The 15,735-nt window shown below is 69.8% G+C and carries 13 protein-coding genes; all 13 read right to left on the bottom strand.

The window, feature by feature from the left end:
• From nuoN to OO52_RS03985, 13 genes are read right to left on the bottom strand one after another with little or no spacing between them, the layout of a single operon-like run.
• Nucleotides 1–1,650 carry an NADH-quinone oxidoreductase subunit NuoN gene (gene nuoN, locus OO52_RS04045; RefSeq protein WP_030641029.1) on the bottom strand — a complete coding sequence of 550 codons (1,650 nt, stop codon included), beginning with the start codon at nucleotides 1,648–1,650 and terminating at the stop codon, nucleotides 1–3.
• Nucleotides 1,647–3,218: an NADH-quinone oxidoreductase subunit M gene (locus OO52_RS04040; protein WP_030641027.1), complete on the bottom strand. Its 1,572-nt coding sequence runs from the start codon at nucleotides 3,216–3,218 to the stop codon at nucleotides 1,647–1,649. Before OO52_RS04040 ends, nuoN begins: the two co-directional genes overlap by 4 nt.
• Before the next feature lie 5 nt (nucleotides 3,219–3,223).
• On the bottom strand, nucleotides 3,224–5,170 hold the full coding sequence (gene nuoL, locus OO52_RS04035) for an NADH-quinone oxidoreductase subunit L (RefSeq protein WP_030641025.1): 1,947 nt from the start codon (nucleotides 5,168–5,170) through the stop codon (nucleotides 3,224–3,226).
• A gap of 15 nt (nucleotides 5,171–5,185) precedes the next feature.
• On the bottom strand, nucleotides 5,186–5,485 hold the full coding sequence (nuoK, locus tag OO52_RS04030) for an NADH-quinone oxidoreductase subunit NuoK (RefSeq protein WP_030641022.1): 300 nt from the start codon (nucleotides 5,483–5,485) through the stop codon (nucleotides 5,186–5,188).
• Nucleotides 5,482–6,327, bottom strand: coding sequence for an NADH-quinone oxidoreductase subunit J (locus OO52_RS04025; protein ID WP_030641019.1), 846 nt, complete (start codon nucleotides 6,325–6,327; stop codon nucleotides 5,482–5,484). Before OO52_RS04025 ends, nuoK begins: the two co-directional genes overlap by 4 nt.
• Nucleotides 6,324–6,974 carry an NADH-quinone oxidoreductase subunit NuoI gene (gene nuoI, locus OO52_RS04020; protein ID WP_030641017.1) on the bottom strand — a complete coding sequence of 217 codons (651 nt, stop codon included), beginning with the start codon at nucleotides 6,972–6,974 and terminating at the stop codon, nucleotides 6,324–6,326. Before nuoI ends, OO52_RS04025 begins: the two co-directional genes overlap by 4 nt.
• Complete coding sequence (gene nuoH, locus OO52_RS04015) at nucleotides 6,967–8,334, bottom strand: NADH-quinone oxidoreductase subunit NuoH (protein WP_030641015.1); 1,368 nt, start codon at nucleotides 8,332–8,334, stop codon at nucleotides 6,967–6,969. The genes nuoI and nuoH overlap by 8 nt, the downstream gene beginning before the upstream one ends.
• Nucleotides 8,331–10,859, bottom strand: a complete 2,529-nt coding sequence (locus OO52_RS04010; protein WP_030641012.1) for an NADH-quinone oxidoreductase subunit G — start codon at nucleotides 10,857–10,859, stop codon at nucleotides 8,331–8,333. The genes nuoH and OO52_RS04010 overlap by 4 nt, the downstream gene beginning before the upstream one ends.
• Complete coding sequence (gene nuoF / locus OO52_RS04005; RefSeq protein ID WP_030641010.1) at nucleotides 10,856–12,202, bottom strand: NADH-quinone oxidoreductase subunit NuoF; 1,347 nt, start codon at nucleotides 12,200–12,202, stop codon at nucleotides 10,856–10,858. The genes OO52_RS04010 and nuoF overlap by 4 nt, the downstream gene beginning before the upstream one ends.
• The gene (gene nuoE / locus OO52_RS04000) at nucleotides 12,202–13,068 is read right to left on the bottom strand and encodes an NADH-quinone oxidoreductase subunit NuoE (protein ID WP_030641009.1); all 867 of its coding nucleotides are present in this window, start codon (nucleotides 13,066–13,068) and stop codon (nucleotides 12,202–12,204) included. The genes nuoF and nuoE overlap by 1 nt, the downstream gene beginning before the upstream one ends.
• Nucleotides 13,065–14,405: an NADH-quinone oxidoreductase subunit D gene (locus OO52_RS03995; protein WP_030641007.1), complete on the bottom strand. Its 1,341-nt coding sequence runs from the start codon at nucleotides 14,403–14,405 to the stop codon at nucleotides 13,065–13,067. Before OO52_RS03995 ends, nuoE begins: the two co-directional genes overlap by 4 nt.
• On the bottom strand, nucleotides 14,402–15,175 hold the full coding sequence (locus OO52_RS03990; protein ID WP_030641005.1) for an NADH-quinone oxidoreductase subunit C: 774 nt from the start codon (nucleotides 15,173–15,175) through the stop codon (nucleotides 14,402–14,404). Before OO52_RS03990 ends, OO52_RS03995 begins: the two co-directional genes overlap by 4 nt.
• Nucleotides 15,172–15,726: a NuoB/complex I 20 kDa subunit family protein gene (locus OO52_RS03985; protein ID WP_007383964.1), complete on the bottom strand. Its 555-nt coding sequence runs from the start codon at nucleotides 15,724–15,726 to the stop codon at nucleotides 15,172–15,174. The genes OO52_RS03990 and OO52_RS03985 overlap by 4 nt, the downstream gene beginning before the upstream one ends.
• Nucleotides 15,727–15,735 lie beyond the last annotated feature (9 nt).

Here is a 15,735-nt window from a genome sequence, read left to right as displayed (position 1 = left end):
TCAGCGCACGAAGACTCCCGCCTGGTTCGCCAGGTCCAGGAAGTACTGCGGCGCCACGCCGAGGACCAGCGTGACGGCCACGCCCAGGCCGATCGCGAGCATGGTCAGCGGGGACGGGACCGCGACGGTCGGGCCCTCCGGTCGCGGCTCGCTGAAGAACATCAGCACGATGACACGGATGTAGAAGAACGCGGCGATGGCCGAGGAGATCACACCGATCACGACCAGCGGGGCCGCGCCGCCGTCCGCCGCCGCCTTGAACACGGCGAACTTCCCGGCGAACCCGGAGGTCAGCGGGATGCCGGCGAAGGCCAGCAGGAACACCGCGAACACGGCCGCCACCAGCGGCGAGCGACGGCCGAGGCCCGCCCACTTCGACAGGTGGGTCGCCTCGCCGCCCGCGTCGCGCACCAGCGTGACCACGGCGAACGCGCCGATCGTGACGAAGGAGTAGCCCGCCAGGTAGAAGAGCACCGACGACACGCCGTCCTTCGATGTGGCGATCACACCCGCGAGGATGAAACCGGCGTGCGCGATGGACGAGTACGCCAGCAGCCGCTTGATGTCGGTCTGGGTGATGGCCACGACCGCACCGCCCAGCATGGTGATGATCGCCACGGCCCACATGACCGGCCGCCAGTCCCAGCGCAGGCCGGGCAGGACGACGTACAGCAGGCGCAACAGCGCGCCGAATGCGGCCACCTTCGTCGCCGCCGCCATGAAGCCCGTCACCGGCGTGGGCGCCCCCTGGTAGACGTCGGGCGTCCACATGTGGAACGGCACCGCGCCCACCTTGAACAGCAGGCCCATCAGGAGCATGGCGCCGCCGATCAGCAGCAGCGCGTCGTTGCCCATGGTGTTGGCGAGGGCCGGGTCGACGTCGGTGACGGTGCCGTCGACGACCTGGGCGATGCGCCCGTACGACATCGAGCCCGCGTAGCCGTACAGCAGCGCGATGCCGAACAGGGTGAACGCGGAGGCGAACGCGCCCAGCAGGAAGTACTTGACCGCGGCCTCCTGCGACATCAGCCGCTTGCGGCGGGCCAGCGCGCACAGCAGGTACAGCGGAAGGGAGAAGACCTCCAGGGCCACGAACAGGGTCACCAGGTCGTTCGCCGCCGGGAAGATCAGCATGCCGCCGACCGCGAAGAGCAGCAGCGGGAAGACCTCCGTGGTGGTGAAGCCCGCCTTCACGGCGGCCTGCTCGCTGTCGCTGCCGGGCACGGAGGCGGCCTGCGCCGCGAAGGAGTCGACCCGGTTGCCGTGCGCGGCCGGGTCCAGGCGCCGCTCGGCGAAGGTGAACAGGCCGACCAGGCCCGCCAGCAGGATCGTGCCCTGCAGGAAGAGGGCCGGGCCGTCGACCGCGATGGCGCCCATCGCCGCGATGTGCGCCTTCGTGGTGCCGTACCCGTCGGCCGCCAGCGCGACGACCGCGGCGAACGCGGCGCACAGGGCGACGACGGACACGAACACCTGCGCGTAGTAGCGGGACCGGCGCGGCACGAACGCCTCGATGAGCACCCCGACCAGCGCCGCGCCGATGACGATCAGCGTCGGCGACAATTGTCCGTATTCGATCTTCGGCGCGTCGATCTTCGAGATCGGTTCGGCCGCGGTTGTCCACAGGCTGTGGACGGCTGCTGCGCTCACTTGGCCGCCTCCACCTCGGGCTTGGGGTCCTTCTTCTGGACGTCGGACATGGTCTGCTTGACCGCCGGGTTGACGATGTCCGTCACGGGCTTCGGATAGACGCCCAGGAAGATCAGCAGCACGATCAGCGGGGCCACGACCACCAGTTCACGCACGCGGAGGTCGGGCATCGCCGAGACCTCCGGCTTCACCGGGCCCGTCATGGTCCGCTGGTACAGCACGAGCGTGTACAGCGCGGCGAGGACGATGCCGAAGGTGGCGATGATGCCGATCACCGGGTAGCGCGTGAACGTGCCGACCAGGACCAGGAACTCGCTGACGAACGGCGCCAGTCCGGGCAGCGACAGGGTGGCGAGGCCGCCGATCAGGAAGGTGCCGGCGAGCACCGGGGCGACCTTCTGCACGCCGCCGTAGTCCGCGATGAGCCGGGAGCCGCGCCGGGAGATGAGGAAGCCGGCGACCAGCATCAGGGCGGCCGTGGAGATGCCGTGGTTGACCATGTAGAGCGTGGCGCCGGACTGGCCCTGGCTGGTCATCGCGAAGATGCCCATGATGATGAAGCCGAAGTGCGAGATCGACGCGTAGGCCACCAGGCGCTTGATGTCCCGCTGGCCGACGGCGAGCAGCGCGCCGTAGACGATGCTGATGAGCGCCAGGACGAGGATGACCGGCGTCGCCCACTTCGACGCCTCCGGGAAGAGCTGGAGGCAGAAGCGGAGCATCGCGAAGGTGCCCACCTTGTCGACGACCGCGGTGATGAGGACGGCGACCGGGGCGGTGGACTCCTGCATGGCGTTGGGCAGCCAGGTGTGCAGCGGCCACAGCGGCGCCTTCACCGCGAAGGCGAAGAAGAAGCCGAGGAACAGCCAGCGTTCGGTGCTGGTCGCCATGTGCAGCGAGCCGTTCGCGCGGGCCTCGGCGATCTCCGTGAGCGAGAAGTTCCCGGCGACCACGTACAGGCCGATCACCGCGGCCAGCATGATCAGACCGCCGGCCAGGTTGTAGAGCAGGAACTTCACCGCCGCGTACGACCGCTGGGTGGCGGCCGTCTCCTCGCCGTGCTCGTGGGCACGGTCCCCGAAGCCGCCGATGAGGAAGTACATCGGGATGAGCATGGCTTCGAAGAAGATGTAGAAGAGGAAGACGTCGGTGGCCTCGAAGGAGATGATCACCATCGCCTCCACGGCCAGGATCAGCGCGAAGAAGCCCTGGGTGGGCCGCCAGCGGCGGCTGCCGGTCTCCAGCGGATCGGCGTCGTGCCAGCCGGCGAGGATGATGAACGGGATCAGTACGGCGGTCAGCGCGATCAGCGCCACCGCGATGCCGTCGACGCCCAGCTCGTACCTGACCCCGAAGTCCTTGATCCAGGCGTGGGACTCGGTGAGCTGGTAGCGGGAGCCGCCCGGGTCGAAACGGACCAGGACGGTGACCGCCAGGGCGAGCGTGGCGAGCGAGACGACCAGCGCCAGCCACTTGGCGGCGGTGCGCCGGGCGGCCGGTACGGCGGCCGTGGCGACCGCCCCGAGGGCCGGGAGCGCCGCCGTCGCTGTCAGCAGGGGAAAGGACATCGGTATCAGACCGCCCTCATCAGCAGGGTCGCGGCGACCAGGAGTGCCGCGCCGCCGAACATCGAGACCGCGTAGGAGCGGGCGAAGCCGTTCTGGAGCCGGCGCAGCCGTCCGGACAGGCCGCCGAAGCCGGCCGCCGTGCCGTTGACGACGCCGTCGACCAGGGTGTGGTCGAGGTACACCAGGGAGCGCGTCAGGTGCTCGCCGCCGCGCACCAGGACCACGTGGTTGAAGTCGTCCTGGAGCAGGTCGCGGCGGGCCGCGCGGGTGAGCAGGGAGCCGCGCGGGGCGACGGCCGGGACGGGCTTGCGGCCGTACTGGGCCCAGGCGATGGCGACGCCGATGACCAGGCAGACCATGGTGGCTCCGGTGATCACCCCGGCACTGAGCGGCGAGTCGCCGTGGTCGTGACCGGTGACCGGCTCCAGCCAGTGGAGGAAGCGGTCGCCGATGCTGAAGAAGGCACCGCCGAAGACCGAACCGACGGCGAGGACGATCATCGGGATCGTCATGACCTTCGGGGACTCGTGCGGGTGCGGCTCGGCGTGCTCGCCCCGGATCTCGGCGGCGGGCTCCACGCTGGGCTCCGCCGGGGACGGGGTCGGGGCGTTGCGCCACCGCTCTTCTCCGAAGAACGTCATCAGCATCACGCGCGTCATGTAGAAGGCGGTGATGGCCGCGCCCAGCAGGGCCGCGCCGCCGAGGATCCAGCCCTCGGTGCCGCCCTTGGCGAACGCCGCCTCGATGATCTTGTCCTTGGAGAAGAAGCCGGACAGGCCGGGGAAGCCGATGATGGCGAGGTAGCCGAGGCCGAAGGTGATGAACGTGACCGGCATGTACTTGCGCAGGCCGCCGTAGCGGCGCATGTCGACCTCGTCGTTCATGCCGTGCATCACGGAACCCGCGCCGAGGAACAGCCCGGCCTTGAAGAAGCCGTGCGTCACCAGGTGCATGATCGCGAAGACGTAGCCGATGGGGCCGAGGCCCGCCGCGAGGACCATGTAGCCGATCTGCGACATGGTCGAGCCGGCCAGTGCCTTCTTGATGTCGTCCTTGGCGCAACCGACGATCGCACCGAACAGGAGCGTGACCGCGCCGACGACCGTGACGGCCAGCTGCGCGTCGGGGGCGGCGTTGAAGATGGCCCCGGAGCGGACGATCAGGTAGACGCCCGCGGTCACCATCGTCGCCGCGTGGATGAGGGCGGAGACCGGGGTCGGGCCCTCCATGGCGTCCCCGAGCCAGGACTGCAGCGGCACCTGGGCGGACTTGCCGCAGGCGGCGAGCAGCAGCATCAGGCCGATCGCCGTGAGCTTGCCCTCGGAGGTGTCACCGGTGTGGCTGAGGACCGGGCCGAAGGCGAAGCTGCCGAAAGTGGTGAACATCAGCATGATCGCGATCGACAGGCCCATGTCGCCGACGCGGTTGACCAGGAAGGCCTTCTTCGCGGCCGTGGCGGCGCTGGGCTTGTGCTGCCAGAAGCCGATCAGCAGGTACGAGGCGAGACCGACGCCCTCCCAGCCGACGTACAGCAGCAGGTAGTTGTCGGCGAGCACGAGCAGCAGCATCGCCGCGAGGAACAGGTTCAGGTAGCCGAAGAAGCGGCGGCGCCGCTCGTCGTGCTCCATGTACCCGACCGAGTACAGGTGGATCAGCGAGCCGACGCCCGTGATCAGCAGGACGAACGTCATGGACAGTTGGTCCAGGCGGAAGGTCACGTCCGCCTGGAAGCCGGCCACCGGGACCCAGCTGAACAGGTGCTGCGTCAGGGTCCGCTGCTCCACGCCCTTGCCGAGCAGGTCGGCGAAGAGGACGAGGCCGAACACGAAGGAGGCGGCCGACAGGAGCGTGCCGATCCAGTGGCCGACGCGGTCGAGGCGCCGGCCGCCGACCAGGAGGACGGCCGCTCCGAGCAGGGGCGCCGCGATGAGCAGCGCGATCAGGTTCTCCACGATTCTTCCGACCCCTTACAGCTTCATCAGGCTGGCGTCGTCGACCGAGGCCGAGTGGCGGGCACGGAACAGCGACACGATGATCGCGAGACCCACCACGACCTCCGCGGCGGCGACGACCATCGTGAAGAAGGCGATGATCTGGCCGTCGAGGTTGCCGTGCATCCGGGAGAAGGTGACGAACGCGAGGTTGCAGGCGTTCAGCATCAGCTCGATGCACATGAAGACCACGATGGCGTTGCGCCGGATCAGGACGCCGGTCGCGCCGATCGTGAACAACAGGGCGGCGAGGTAGAGGTAGTTCACCGGGTTCACTTCGACGCCTCCTCGGGCCGCTTGAACGTCTCCGGCTCGACCGCCCGGCGCTCCAGGCGCTCCTCCGCGCGCTGCTCCAGCGCCCGCAGGTCGTTGAGGGCCTCCGCGGACACGTCACGGATCTGCCCGCGTGCGCGCAGCGTCTTGTTGACGGTCAGCTCGGACGGGGTGCCGTCGGGCAGCAGGCCCGCGATGTCCACGGCGTTGTGCCGGGCGTAGACACCGGGGGCGGGCAGCGGCGGGAGGTGCTTCCCCTCGCGGACGCGCTGTTCGGACAGCTCGCGCTGCGTCTTGGCGCGTTCGGTGCGCTCCCGGTGGGTGAGCACCATGGCGCCGACCGCGGCCGTGATGAGCAGCGCGCCGGTGATCTCGAAGGCGAAGACGTACTTGGTGAAGATGAGGGACGCCAGCCCCTCCACATTGCCGTTGGCGTTCGCCCTGCCGGTGCCGTTGAACTCCTTCAGGGAGGCGTTGCCGATGCCGGCGAACAGCAGGACCCCGAAGCCGACCCCGCACAGCAGGGCCAGCCAGCGCTGGCCCTTGATGGTCTCCTTCAGGGAGTCCGCGGCCGTGACGCCGACGAGCATCACCACGAACAGGAACAGCATCATGATCGCGCCGGTGTAGACGACGATCTGCACGATCCCGAGGAAGTAGGCGCCGTTGGCGAGGTAGAACACCGCCAGGACGATCATGGTGCCGGCGAGGCAGAGCGCGCTGTGCACGGCCTTCTTCATGAAGACGGTGCACAGGGCGCCGATCACCGCGATCGTGCCGAGGACCCAGAACTGGAAGGCCTCACCGGTGGAGGTGGCGTAGGCGGCGAGATGCTGCGTGCTCATCGGCCGATCACCTTCTCCGAGGCCGGCTCGTCCTCGCCGAAGGTGGAGGCGGCCTCCTGCGGGACCTCGCCCTTGGAGGCGGCCACCTGGCGGACCGTACCGGGCGCGGCCTGCGTCACCAGACCGCGGTAGTAGTCCTGTTCGTCCGTCCCCGGGAAGATCGCGTGCGGCGTGTCGACCATGCCCTCTTCCAGACCGGCGAGCAGCTGCTCCTTGGTGTAGATGAGGTTGGCGCGGCTGGAGTCGGCCAGTTCGAACTCGTTCGTCATCGTCAGCGCGCGCGTGGGGCACGCCTCGATGCACAGCCCGCACAGGATGCAGCGGGCGTAGTTGATCTGGTAGACGCGGCCGTACCGCTCGCCCGGCGAGTAGCGCTCCTCGTCGGTGTTGTCGGCGCCTTCCACGTAGATGGCGTCGGCGGGGCAGGCCCAGGCGCACAGCTCGCAGCCGACGCACTTCTCCAGGCCGTCCGGATGGCGGTTGAGCTGGTGCCGTCCGTGGAACCGCGGAGCCGTGGTCTTCTTCTGCTCCGGGTACTGCTCGGTCAGCCGCTTCTTGAACATGGCCTTGAAGGTCACGCCGAAGCCGGCCACGGGGTTCTGGAAGCCGGGCTTGGTCTGCCCGGACTCCTGAGGCTCCTCAGCCATCGGACGCCTCCTTTCCATCCGAAGATCCGTCACTGACAGTGTCCGGTCCACCACTGACAATCAGCTCCCGCTCACCCCACCGGGGGCGGCGCCTCGGCACCGACGGCAGCTCCTGTCCGGGCAGCGGCGGCACGGGGAACCCGCCCGCCATCGGGTCGAAGGCCGGCTGCTCGTCGGCGGGTTGTCCGGCCGGCTTCGCCTTCTCGCGGAACATGTCGGCGACGAAGGAGATCAGCAGCAGGGCGAGGACACCGCCGCCGACGTAGAGGGCGATGTCGGCGAAGTCGTAGTTCTCGTTGCGCAGGGCGCGGACCGTCGCGACCAGCATCAGCCAGGTCACGGAGACCGGGATGAGGACCTTCCAGCCGAGCTTCATCAGCTGGTCGTAGCGCACGCGCGGGAGCGTGCCGCGCAGCCAGATGAAGAAGAACAGCAGCAGCTGGACCTTGATGACGAACCAGAGCAGCGGCCACCAGCCGTGGTTCGCGCCCTCCCAGAAGGAGCTGACCGGCCAGGGGGCGCGCCAGCCGCCGAGGAACAGGGTGGTCGAGACGGCCGAGACCGTCACCATGTTCACGTACTCGGCGAGCATGAACATCGCGAACTTGATCGACGAGTACTCGGTGTTGAAGCCGCCGACCAGGTCGCCCTCGGACTCCGGCATGTCGAAGGGGGCGCGGTTGGTCTCGCCGACCATCGTGACGATGTACAGGATGAAGGAGACCGGCAGCAGCAGGATGTACCAGCGGTCGTGCTGCTGCTCCACGATCGTGGACGTCGACATCGACCCCGAGTAGAGGAACACGGAGGCGAACGCGGCGCCCATGGCGATCTCGTACGAGATCATCTGCGCGCAGGAGCGCAGGCCGCCGAGGAGCGGGTAGGTGGAACCGGAACTCCAGCCCGCGAGCACGATGCCGTAGATGCCGACCGAGGCGATGGCGAGGATGTAGAGCATCGCGATCGGCAGGTCGGTGAGCTGCATCGTGGTGCGGTGGCCGAAGATCGAGATCTCGTTCCCGGCCGGTCCGAAGGGGATCACCGCGATCGCCATGAAGGCCGGGATGGCCGCGACGATCGGCGCGAGGACGTAGACCACCTTGTCCGCGCGCTTGACGATGAGGTCTTCCTTGAGCATCAGCTTCACGCCGTCGGCGAGCGACTGGAGCATGCCCCAGGGGCCGTGCCGGTTGGGGCCGATGCGCAACTGCATCCAGGCGACGACCTTGCGCTCCCAGACGATGGAGAACAGCACGGTCACCATCAGGAACGCGAAGCAGAAGACGGCCTTGACGACGACCAGCCACCAGGGGTCGCGGCCGAACATCGAGAGGTCTTCAGCGGCGAGGTACGGGCTCATGCCTCCACCTCCTTGGGGGCCACTTCGGCGACTGCCGCCGGGCCGATGCGGACGAGGGAGCCGGGCCGTGCCCCGGTGTCGGAGGCGACGCCGGCACCGACGGAGTTCAGCGGGAGCCAGACCACCCGGTCGGGCATCTCGGTGATCTGCACGGGCAGCCCGACCGTGCCGGCGGGGCCGGTGACGGTGAGGACGTCGCCGTCCGCGACGCCCGCCTCGGCGGCCGTCGCGGCGGACACGCGCGCGCGTGCGGCGTGCCGGGTTCCGGCGAGCGCCTCGTCGCCCTCCTGGAGGACGCCCTGGTCGAGCAGCAGCCGGTGCCCGGCGAGCACGGCCTCGCCGGCGGCCGGGCGGGGCAGCGCGCCCGCGATCTCCATGGGTCCGGAGGCGCGGGGGCCGTCCCAGGGGCCGAGCCGGTCGATCTCCGCGCGCGTGGTGCGCAGATCCGGCAGGCCGAGCTGCCGGCGCCCGTCGGCGCCTTCGACACCGTCCATGGCGTCGGCGAGCATGTGCAGCACGCGCGTGTCGGTCGGCGCGAGCGGACGGGTCATCTGGTCGGGCTTGAGCGCGGCCTCGAAGAAGCGCACGCGGCCCTCCCAGTTGAGGAAGGTGCCCGCCTTCTCGGCGACCGCGGCGACCGGCAGGACGACGTCGGCGTGGGCGGTGACCTCGCTGGGCCGCAGCTCCAGCGAGACCAGGAAGCCCACGTTCGCCAGCGCCTCACGCGCGCGTGCCGGGTCGGGCAGGTCGGCGACCTCCACACCGGCGACCAGGAGCGCAGAGAGTTCGCCGGTGGCGGCGGCCTCGACGATCTGGTGGGTGTCGCGGCCGTGGCGCGCCGGGAGTTCGGCCAGGCCCCAGACCGCGGCGACCTCCTCCCGCGCGCGCGGGTCGGTCGCCGGGCGGCCGCCCGGCAGCAGCGACGGCAGCGCGCCCACCTCGACGGCGCCGCGCTCACCGGCCCGCCGCGGGATCCACACCAGCTCGGCGCCGGTCGCGGTCGCGGCGCGCAGGGCGGCGGTGAGTCCGCCCGCGACACCGGCCAGCCGCTCCCCCACGACGATGACGGCGCCCTCGGTGCGCAGGGCCTCGGCGGCGAGCGTGCCGGGCTCCTCCAGGCCGACGCCGCTCGCGAGCGCGTCCAGCCACTCCGTCTCGGTGCCCGGAGCGGCCGGCAGCAGCGTGCCGCCCGCCTTCTCCAGTCCCCGGGTGGCGTGCGTGGCCAGCGCGAACACCCGCTGCTTGCGCTTGCGCCAGGCCTTGCGCAGCCGCAGGAAGACGCCGGGTGCCTCCTCCTCCGACTCGAAGCCGACCAGCAGGACGGCGGGCGCCTTCTCCAGGGAGGTGTACGTGACGCCCGTACCGTCGAGGTCCCGGCCGCGGCCGGCCACCCGGGCCGCCAGGAAGTCGGCCTCCTCGGCGCTGTGCACGCGCGCGCGGAAGTCGATGTCGTTGGTGTCGAGCGCCACGCGCGCGAACTTGCTGTACGCGTAGGCGTCCTCGACGGTCAGCCGGCCGCCGATGAGGACACCGGCCCGGGAGCGGGCGGCGCCCAGGCCCCGCGCGGCCGCTTCCAGGGCCTCCGGCCAGGAGGCGGGCTCCAGGACACCGTCGGCGTTGCGCACCAGCGGCGTGTCGAGGCGGTCCTTCATCTGCGCGTACCGGAACGCGAAGCGTCCCTTGTCGCAGACCCACTCCTCGTTGACCTCGGGGTCGTAGGCGGCGAGCCGCCGCATGACCTTGCCGCGCCGGTGGTCGGTGCGGGTGGCGCAGCCGCCGGAGCAGTGCTCGCACACCGACGGGGAGGAGACGAGGTCGAAGGGGCGGGAGCGGAACCGGTAGGCGGCCGAGGTGAGCGCGCCGACCGGGCAGATCTGGATGGTGTTGCCGGAGAAGTACGACTCGAACGGGTCGCCCTCGCCGGTGCCGACCTGCTGGAGCGCACCCCGTTCGAGCAGCTCGATCATGGGGTCGCCCGCGATCTGGTTGGAGAAGCGGGTGCAGCGGGCGCACAGCACGCACCGCTCGCGGTCGAGCAGCACCTGGGTGGAGATCGGTACGGGCTTCTCGTAGGTCCGCTTCTTGCCGTCGAAGCGGGACTCGGCGCTGCCGTGCGACATCGCCTGGTTCTGCAGCGGGCACTCGCCGCCCTTGTCGCAGACCGGGCAGTCCAGCGGGTGGTTGATGAGCAGCAGTTCCATCACACCGTGCTGGGCCTTCTCGGCGACCGGCGAGGTCAGGTGGGTCTTCACGACCATGCCGTCCGTGCACGTGATCGTGCAGGACGCCATCGGCTTGCGCTGGCCCTCGACCTCGACGATGCACTGGCGGCAGGCGCCGGCCGGGTCGAGCAGGGGGTGGTCGCAGAAGCGCGGGATCTCGATGCCGAGCTGCTCGGCGGCCCGGATGACCAGGGTGCCCTTGGGCACGCTGATCTCGATGCCGTCGATCGTCAGCGTGACGAGGTCCTCCGGCGGGACCGCCGCCTCTCCCCCACCCGCGGGAGCACTGGTGGTCACGGTCATGCGTTCACCTCCGGGCGATCCGCCCAGGCCGTCGACTTGGCCGGGTCGAAGGGGCAGCCCCGGCCCGTGATGTGCTGCTCGTACTCCTCGCGGAAGTACTTCAGCGAGGAGAAGATCGGGGACGCGGCGCCGTCGCCGAGGGCGCAGAAGGACTTGCCGTTGATGTTGTCGGCGATGTCGGCGAGCTTGTCGAGGTCGGACATCACGCCCTTGCCGGCCTCGATGTCCCGCAGCAGCTGCACCAGCCAGTACGTCCCTTCGCGGCAGGGTGTGCACTTGCCGCAGGACTCGTGGGCGTAGAACTCGGTCCAGCGGGTCACCGCCCGCACCACGCAGGTCGTCTCGTCGAAGCACTGCAGCGCCTTGGTGCCGAGCATGGAGCCGGCGGCGCCGACGCCCTCGTAGTCGAGGGGGACGTCGAGGTGCTCGTCGGTGAACATCGGCGTGGAGGAGCCGCCCGGCGTCCAGAACTTCAGGCGGTGGCCCGGCCGCATGCCGCCGCTCATGTCGAGGAGCTGGCGCAGCGTGATGCCGAGCGGGGCCTCGTACTGGCCGGGGCTCGCGACGTGGCCGCTGAGCGAGTAGAGCGTGAAGCCCGGGGACTTCTCGCTGCCCATCGACCTGAACCAGTCCTTGCCGTTTTGCAGGATGGCGGGAACCGACGCGATCGACTCGACGTTGTTCACCACAGTGGGACAGGCGTAGAGGCCTTCCACCGCAGGGAAGGGGGGACGGAGCCGCGGTTGACCACGGCGGCCTTCGAGCGAGTCGAGCAGTGCGGTCTCCTCACCGCAGATGTACGCGCCGGCGCCGGCGTGCACGGTGAGCTGGAGGTCGAGTCCGCTGCCCAGGATGTTCTCGCCGAGGTAGCCCGCCGCGTAGGCCTCGCGCACGGCCTCGTGCAACCGCCGCAGAACGGGGACGACTTCACCCCGCAGATAGATGAAGGCATGCGACGACCTGATGGCGTAGCACGCGATCACGATGCCCTCGATGAGGCTGTGCGGGTTCGCGAAGAGGAGCGGGATGTCCTTGCAGGTGCCCGGCTCCGACTCGTCGGCGTTGACAACTAGATAGTGCGGTTTTCCATCACCTTGCGGGATGAACTGCCACTTCATCCCGGTCGGGAATCCCGCGCCGCCGCGGCCCCGCAGCCCGGAGTCCTTGACGTACGCGATCAGGTCGTCCGGTGACATGGCGAGGGCCTTGCGGAGCCCCTCGTACCCCTCGTGCCTCCGGTAGACGTCCAGAGTCCAGGACCGGTCCTCGTCCCAGAAGGCCGACAGCACGGGTGCGAGCAGCTTCTCCGGGCTCGGGTCCTTGACCTCGGATACCACGGTCATCACTCACCCTCCTCGGCGGTAGGCCCCGCGGGGTGGGCGGGGTCGGAGGCCGATGTGTCCTGCGGCGCGTCGTGGGAGCTGAGGTGCTCGGCCGGCGACGGCTCGTGCACCTTGTCCTGCGGTTCCTCGTGCGGACCTCCGCGCGGATGGACCACGCGCGCGGGTGCGGTCTCTCCCTTCGCCAGGCGGAGGCCCACCAGCGACGCGGGTCCCGCACTGCCGCCCTCCTCGACGGCCCCGGGCCGCTCGTCGGGGAAGCCGGCCAGAATCCGCGCGGTCTCCTTGAAGGTGCACAGGCGTGCCCCGCGCGTGGGCTGCACCGGGCGTCCCGCCCGCAGATCGTCGACCAGGCGCTTGGCGCTCGCCGGGCTCTGGTTGTCGAAGAACTCCCAGTTGACCATCACGACCGGTGCGTAGTCGCAGGCCGCGTTGCACTCGATGTGCTCCAGGGTGACCTTGCCGTCGTCGGTGGTCTCGCCGTTGCCGACGCCCAGGTGCTCCTGGAGGGTCTCGAAGATCGCGTCGCCGCCCATGACCGCGCACAGCGTGTTGGTGCAGACGCCGACCTGGTAGTCACCGGACGGCTTGCGCCGGTACATCGTGTAGAAGGTGGCGACGGCGGTCACCTCGGCCGTGGTCAGGCCCAGCATGTCCGCGCAGAACCGCATGCCGGTGCGCGTGACATGGCCCTCCTCCGCCTGCACGAGGTGGAGCAGCGGCAGCAGGGCGGACCGGGAGTCCGGGTAGCGCGCGATCACCTCGCGCGCGTCCGCCTCCAGCCGGGCCCGGACGTCGTCCGGGTAGGCGGGCGCGGGCAGTTCGGGCATGCCCAGGCTGACGCCCCGCTCGGAAGAAGAGGTGGTCACCGGTCGACGCCTCCCATCACGGGGTCGATGGACGCGACGGCGACGATGACGTCGGCGACCTGGCCGCCCTCGCACATCGCCGCCATGGCCTGCAGGTTGGTGAAGGACGGGTCGCGGAAGTGGACCCGGTAGGGGCGGGTGCCGCCGTCGGAGACCGCGTGCACCCCGAGTTCGCCCTTGGGCGACTCGACGGCCGCGTACGCCTGTCCCGGCGGGACCCGGAAGCCCTCGGTGACCAGCTTGAAGTGGTGGATCAGGGCCTCCATGGAGGTGCCCATGATCTTCTTGATGTGGTCGAGGGAGTTGCCGAGTCCGTCCGGCCCCAGGGCGAGCTGGGCGGGCCAGGCGATCTTCTTGTCGGCGACCATGACCGGGCCGGGCTGGAGCCGGTCCAGGCACTGCTCGACGATGCCGAGCGACTGACGCATCTCCTCCAGGCGGATGAGGAAGCGGCCGTAGGCGTCGCAGGTGTCGGCGGTCGGGACGTCGAAGTCGTACGTCTCGTAGTCGCAGTACGGCTGGGTCTTGCGCAGGTCGTGCGGCAGGCCGGTGGCGCGCAGGATCGGGCCGGTCGCGCCGAGGGCCATGCAGCCGGCCAGGTCGAGGTAGCCGATGTCCTGCATGCGGGCCTTGAAGATGGGGTTCCCGGTGGCGAGCTTGTCGTACTCCGGGAGGTTCTTCTTCATCTTCTTCACGAACTCGCGGATCTGGTCCACCGCGCCGGGCGGCAGGTCCTGGGCGAGTCCGCCGGGCCGGATGTACGCGTGGTTCATGCGCAGGCCCGTGACCAGCTCGTAGATGTCGAGAATCATTTCACGATCACGGAATCCGTAGATCATGATCGTGGTGGCGCCCAGCTCCATGCCGCCGGTGGCGATGCACACCAGGTGGGAGGACAGCCGGTTCAGCTCCATCAGGAGCACCCGGATGATCTTGGCGCGCTCGGTGATCTGGTCCTCGACGCCGAGCAGCTTCTCGACGGCGAGGCAGTAGGCGGTCTCGTTGAAGAAGGACGTCAGGTAGTCCATGCGGGTCACGAACGTGGTGCCCTGCGTCCATGTGCGGTATTCGAGGTTCTTCTCGATGCCGGTGTGGAGGTAGCCGATGCCGCAGCGGGCCTCGGTGACCGTCTCCCCCTCGATCTCCAGGATCAGGCGGAGCACTCCATGGGTGGACGGGTGCTGGGGACCCATGTTGACGACGATGCGCTCGTCGTCGGCGCGGGCCGCGGACTGGACGACCTCGTCCCAGTCGCCACCGGTGACCGTGTAGACGGTGCCCTCGGTGGTCTCGCGTGCGGACGCGGCCGACGCGGCGGATGCTGACTGCGTGCTCACGAGTACGACCTCCGCTGGTCCGGAGCCGGGATCTGGGCGCCCTTGTACTCGACGGGGATGCCGCCGAGGGGGTAGTCCTTGCGCTGCGGGTGGCCCTGCCAGTCGTCCGGCATCATGATCCGCGTCAGGGCCGGGTGACCTTCGAAGACGATGCCGAAGAAGTCGTACGTCTCCCGCTCGTGCCAGTCGTTCGTCGGGTAGACGGGGACGAGCGACGGGATGCGCGGGTCGCTGTCGGGGGCGCTGACTTCGAGGCGGATCAGCCGGTTGTGGGTGATCGAGCGCAGGTGGTAGACGGCGTGCAGCTCGCGGCCCTTGTCGTTCGGGTAGTGGACGCCGCTGACGCCGGTGCACAGCTCGAAGCGCAGGGCCGGGTCGTCGCGCAGGGTGCGGGCGACGCGGACCAGGTGCTCGCGTTCGATGTGGAAGGTCAGCTCGTCGCGGTCGACGACCGTCTTCTCGATGGCGTTGCCGGGGAGGAGTCCCTGTTCCTCCAGGGCGCCCTCCAGCTCGTCGGCGACCTCGTCGAACCAGCCGCCGTAGGGCCGGGTCGCCGGTCCCGGGAGTCGGACCGAGCGGACCAGGCCGCCGTAGCCGGAGGTGTCGCCGCCGTTGTTGGCGCCGAACATGCCGCGCTGGACGCGGATCTCCTCGCCGCCCTGGCCGCGCTGGCCGGGGAGGTTGGAGGCGGAGAGGTCCTTCTCGGGGTTCACCCCGTTCGCGGAGCCGTTCGCCCCGTGGTTCCCCTGGGTGCCGTTCGCGTCGCTCACCGCAGCAGCCCCTTCATCTCGATCGTGGGCAGGGCCTTGAGCGCCGCCTCCTCCGCCTCGCGGGCCGCCTCCTCGGCGTTCACGCCGAGCTTGGAGGACTGGATCTTCTGGTGGAGCTTGAGGATCGCGTCCATCAGCATCTCGGGGCGGGGCGGGCAGCCGGGCAGGTAGATGTCGACCGGGACGATGTGGTCGACGCCCTGGACGATCGCGTAGTTGTTGAACATGCCGCCGGACGAGGCGCAGACGCCCATGGAGATCACCCACTTGGGGTTGGGCATCTGGTCGTAGACCTGCCTCAGGACGGGCGCCATCTTCTGGCTGACCCGGCCGGCGACGATCATCAGGTCCGCCTGGCGCGGTGAGCCGCGGAAGACCTCCATGCCGAAGCGGGCCAGGTCGTAACGGCCGGCGCCGGTGGTCATCATCTCGATGGCACAGCACGCGAGGCCGAAGGTGGCCGGGAAGACGGACGCCTTGCGCACCCAGCCCGCGGCCTGCTCGACGGTGGTCAGCAGGAAGCCGCTCGGCAGCTTTTCTTCGAGTCCCATGTCGTTAAA

The organism is Streptomyces flaveolus (assembly GCF_000716535.1).
Classification (GTDB): Bacteria; Actinomycetota; Actinomycetes; order Streptomycetales; family Streptomycetaceae; genus Streptomyces; species Streptomyces flaveolus_A.
The sequence above is the reverse complement of the archived record's forward strand: the minus strand, read 5'-3'. Positions and strand labels throughout refer to the sequence as shown.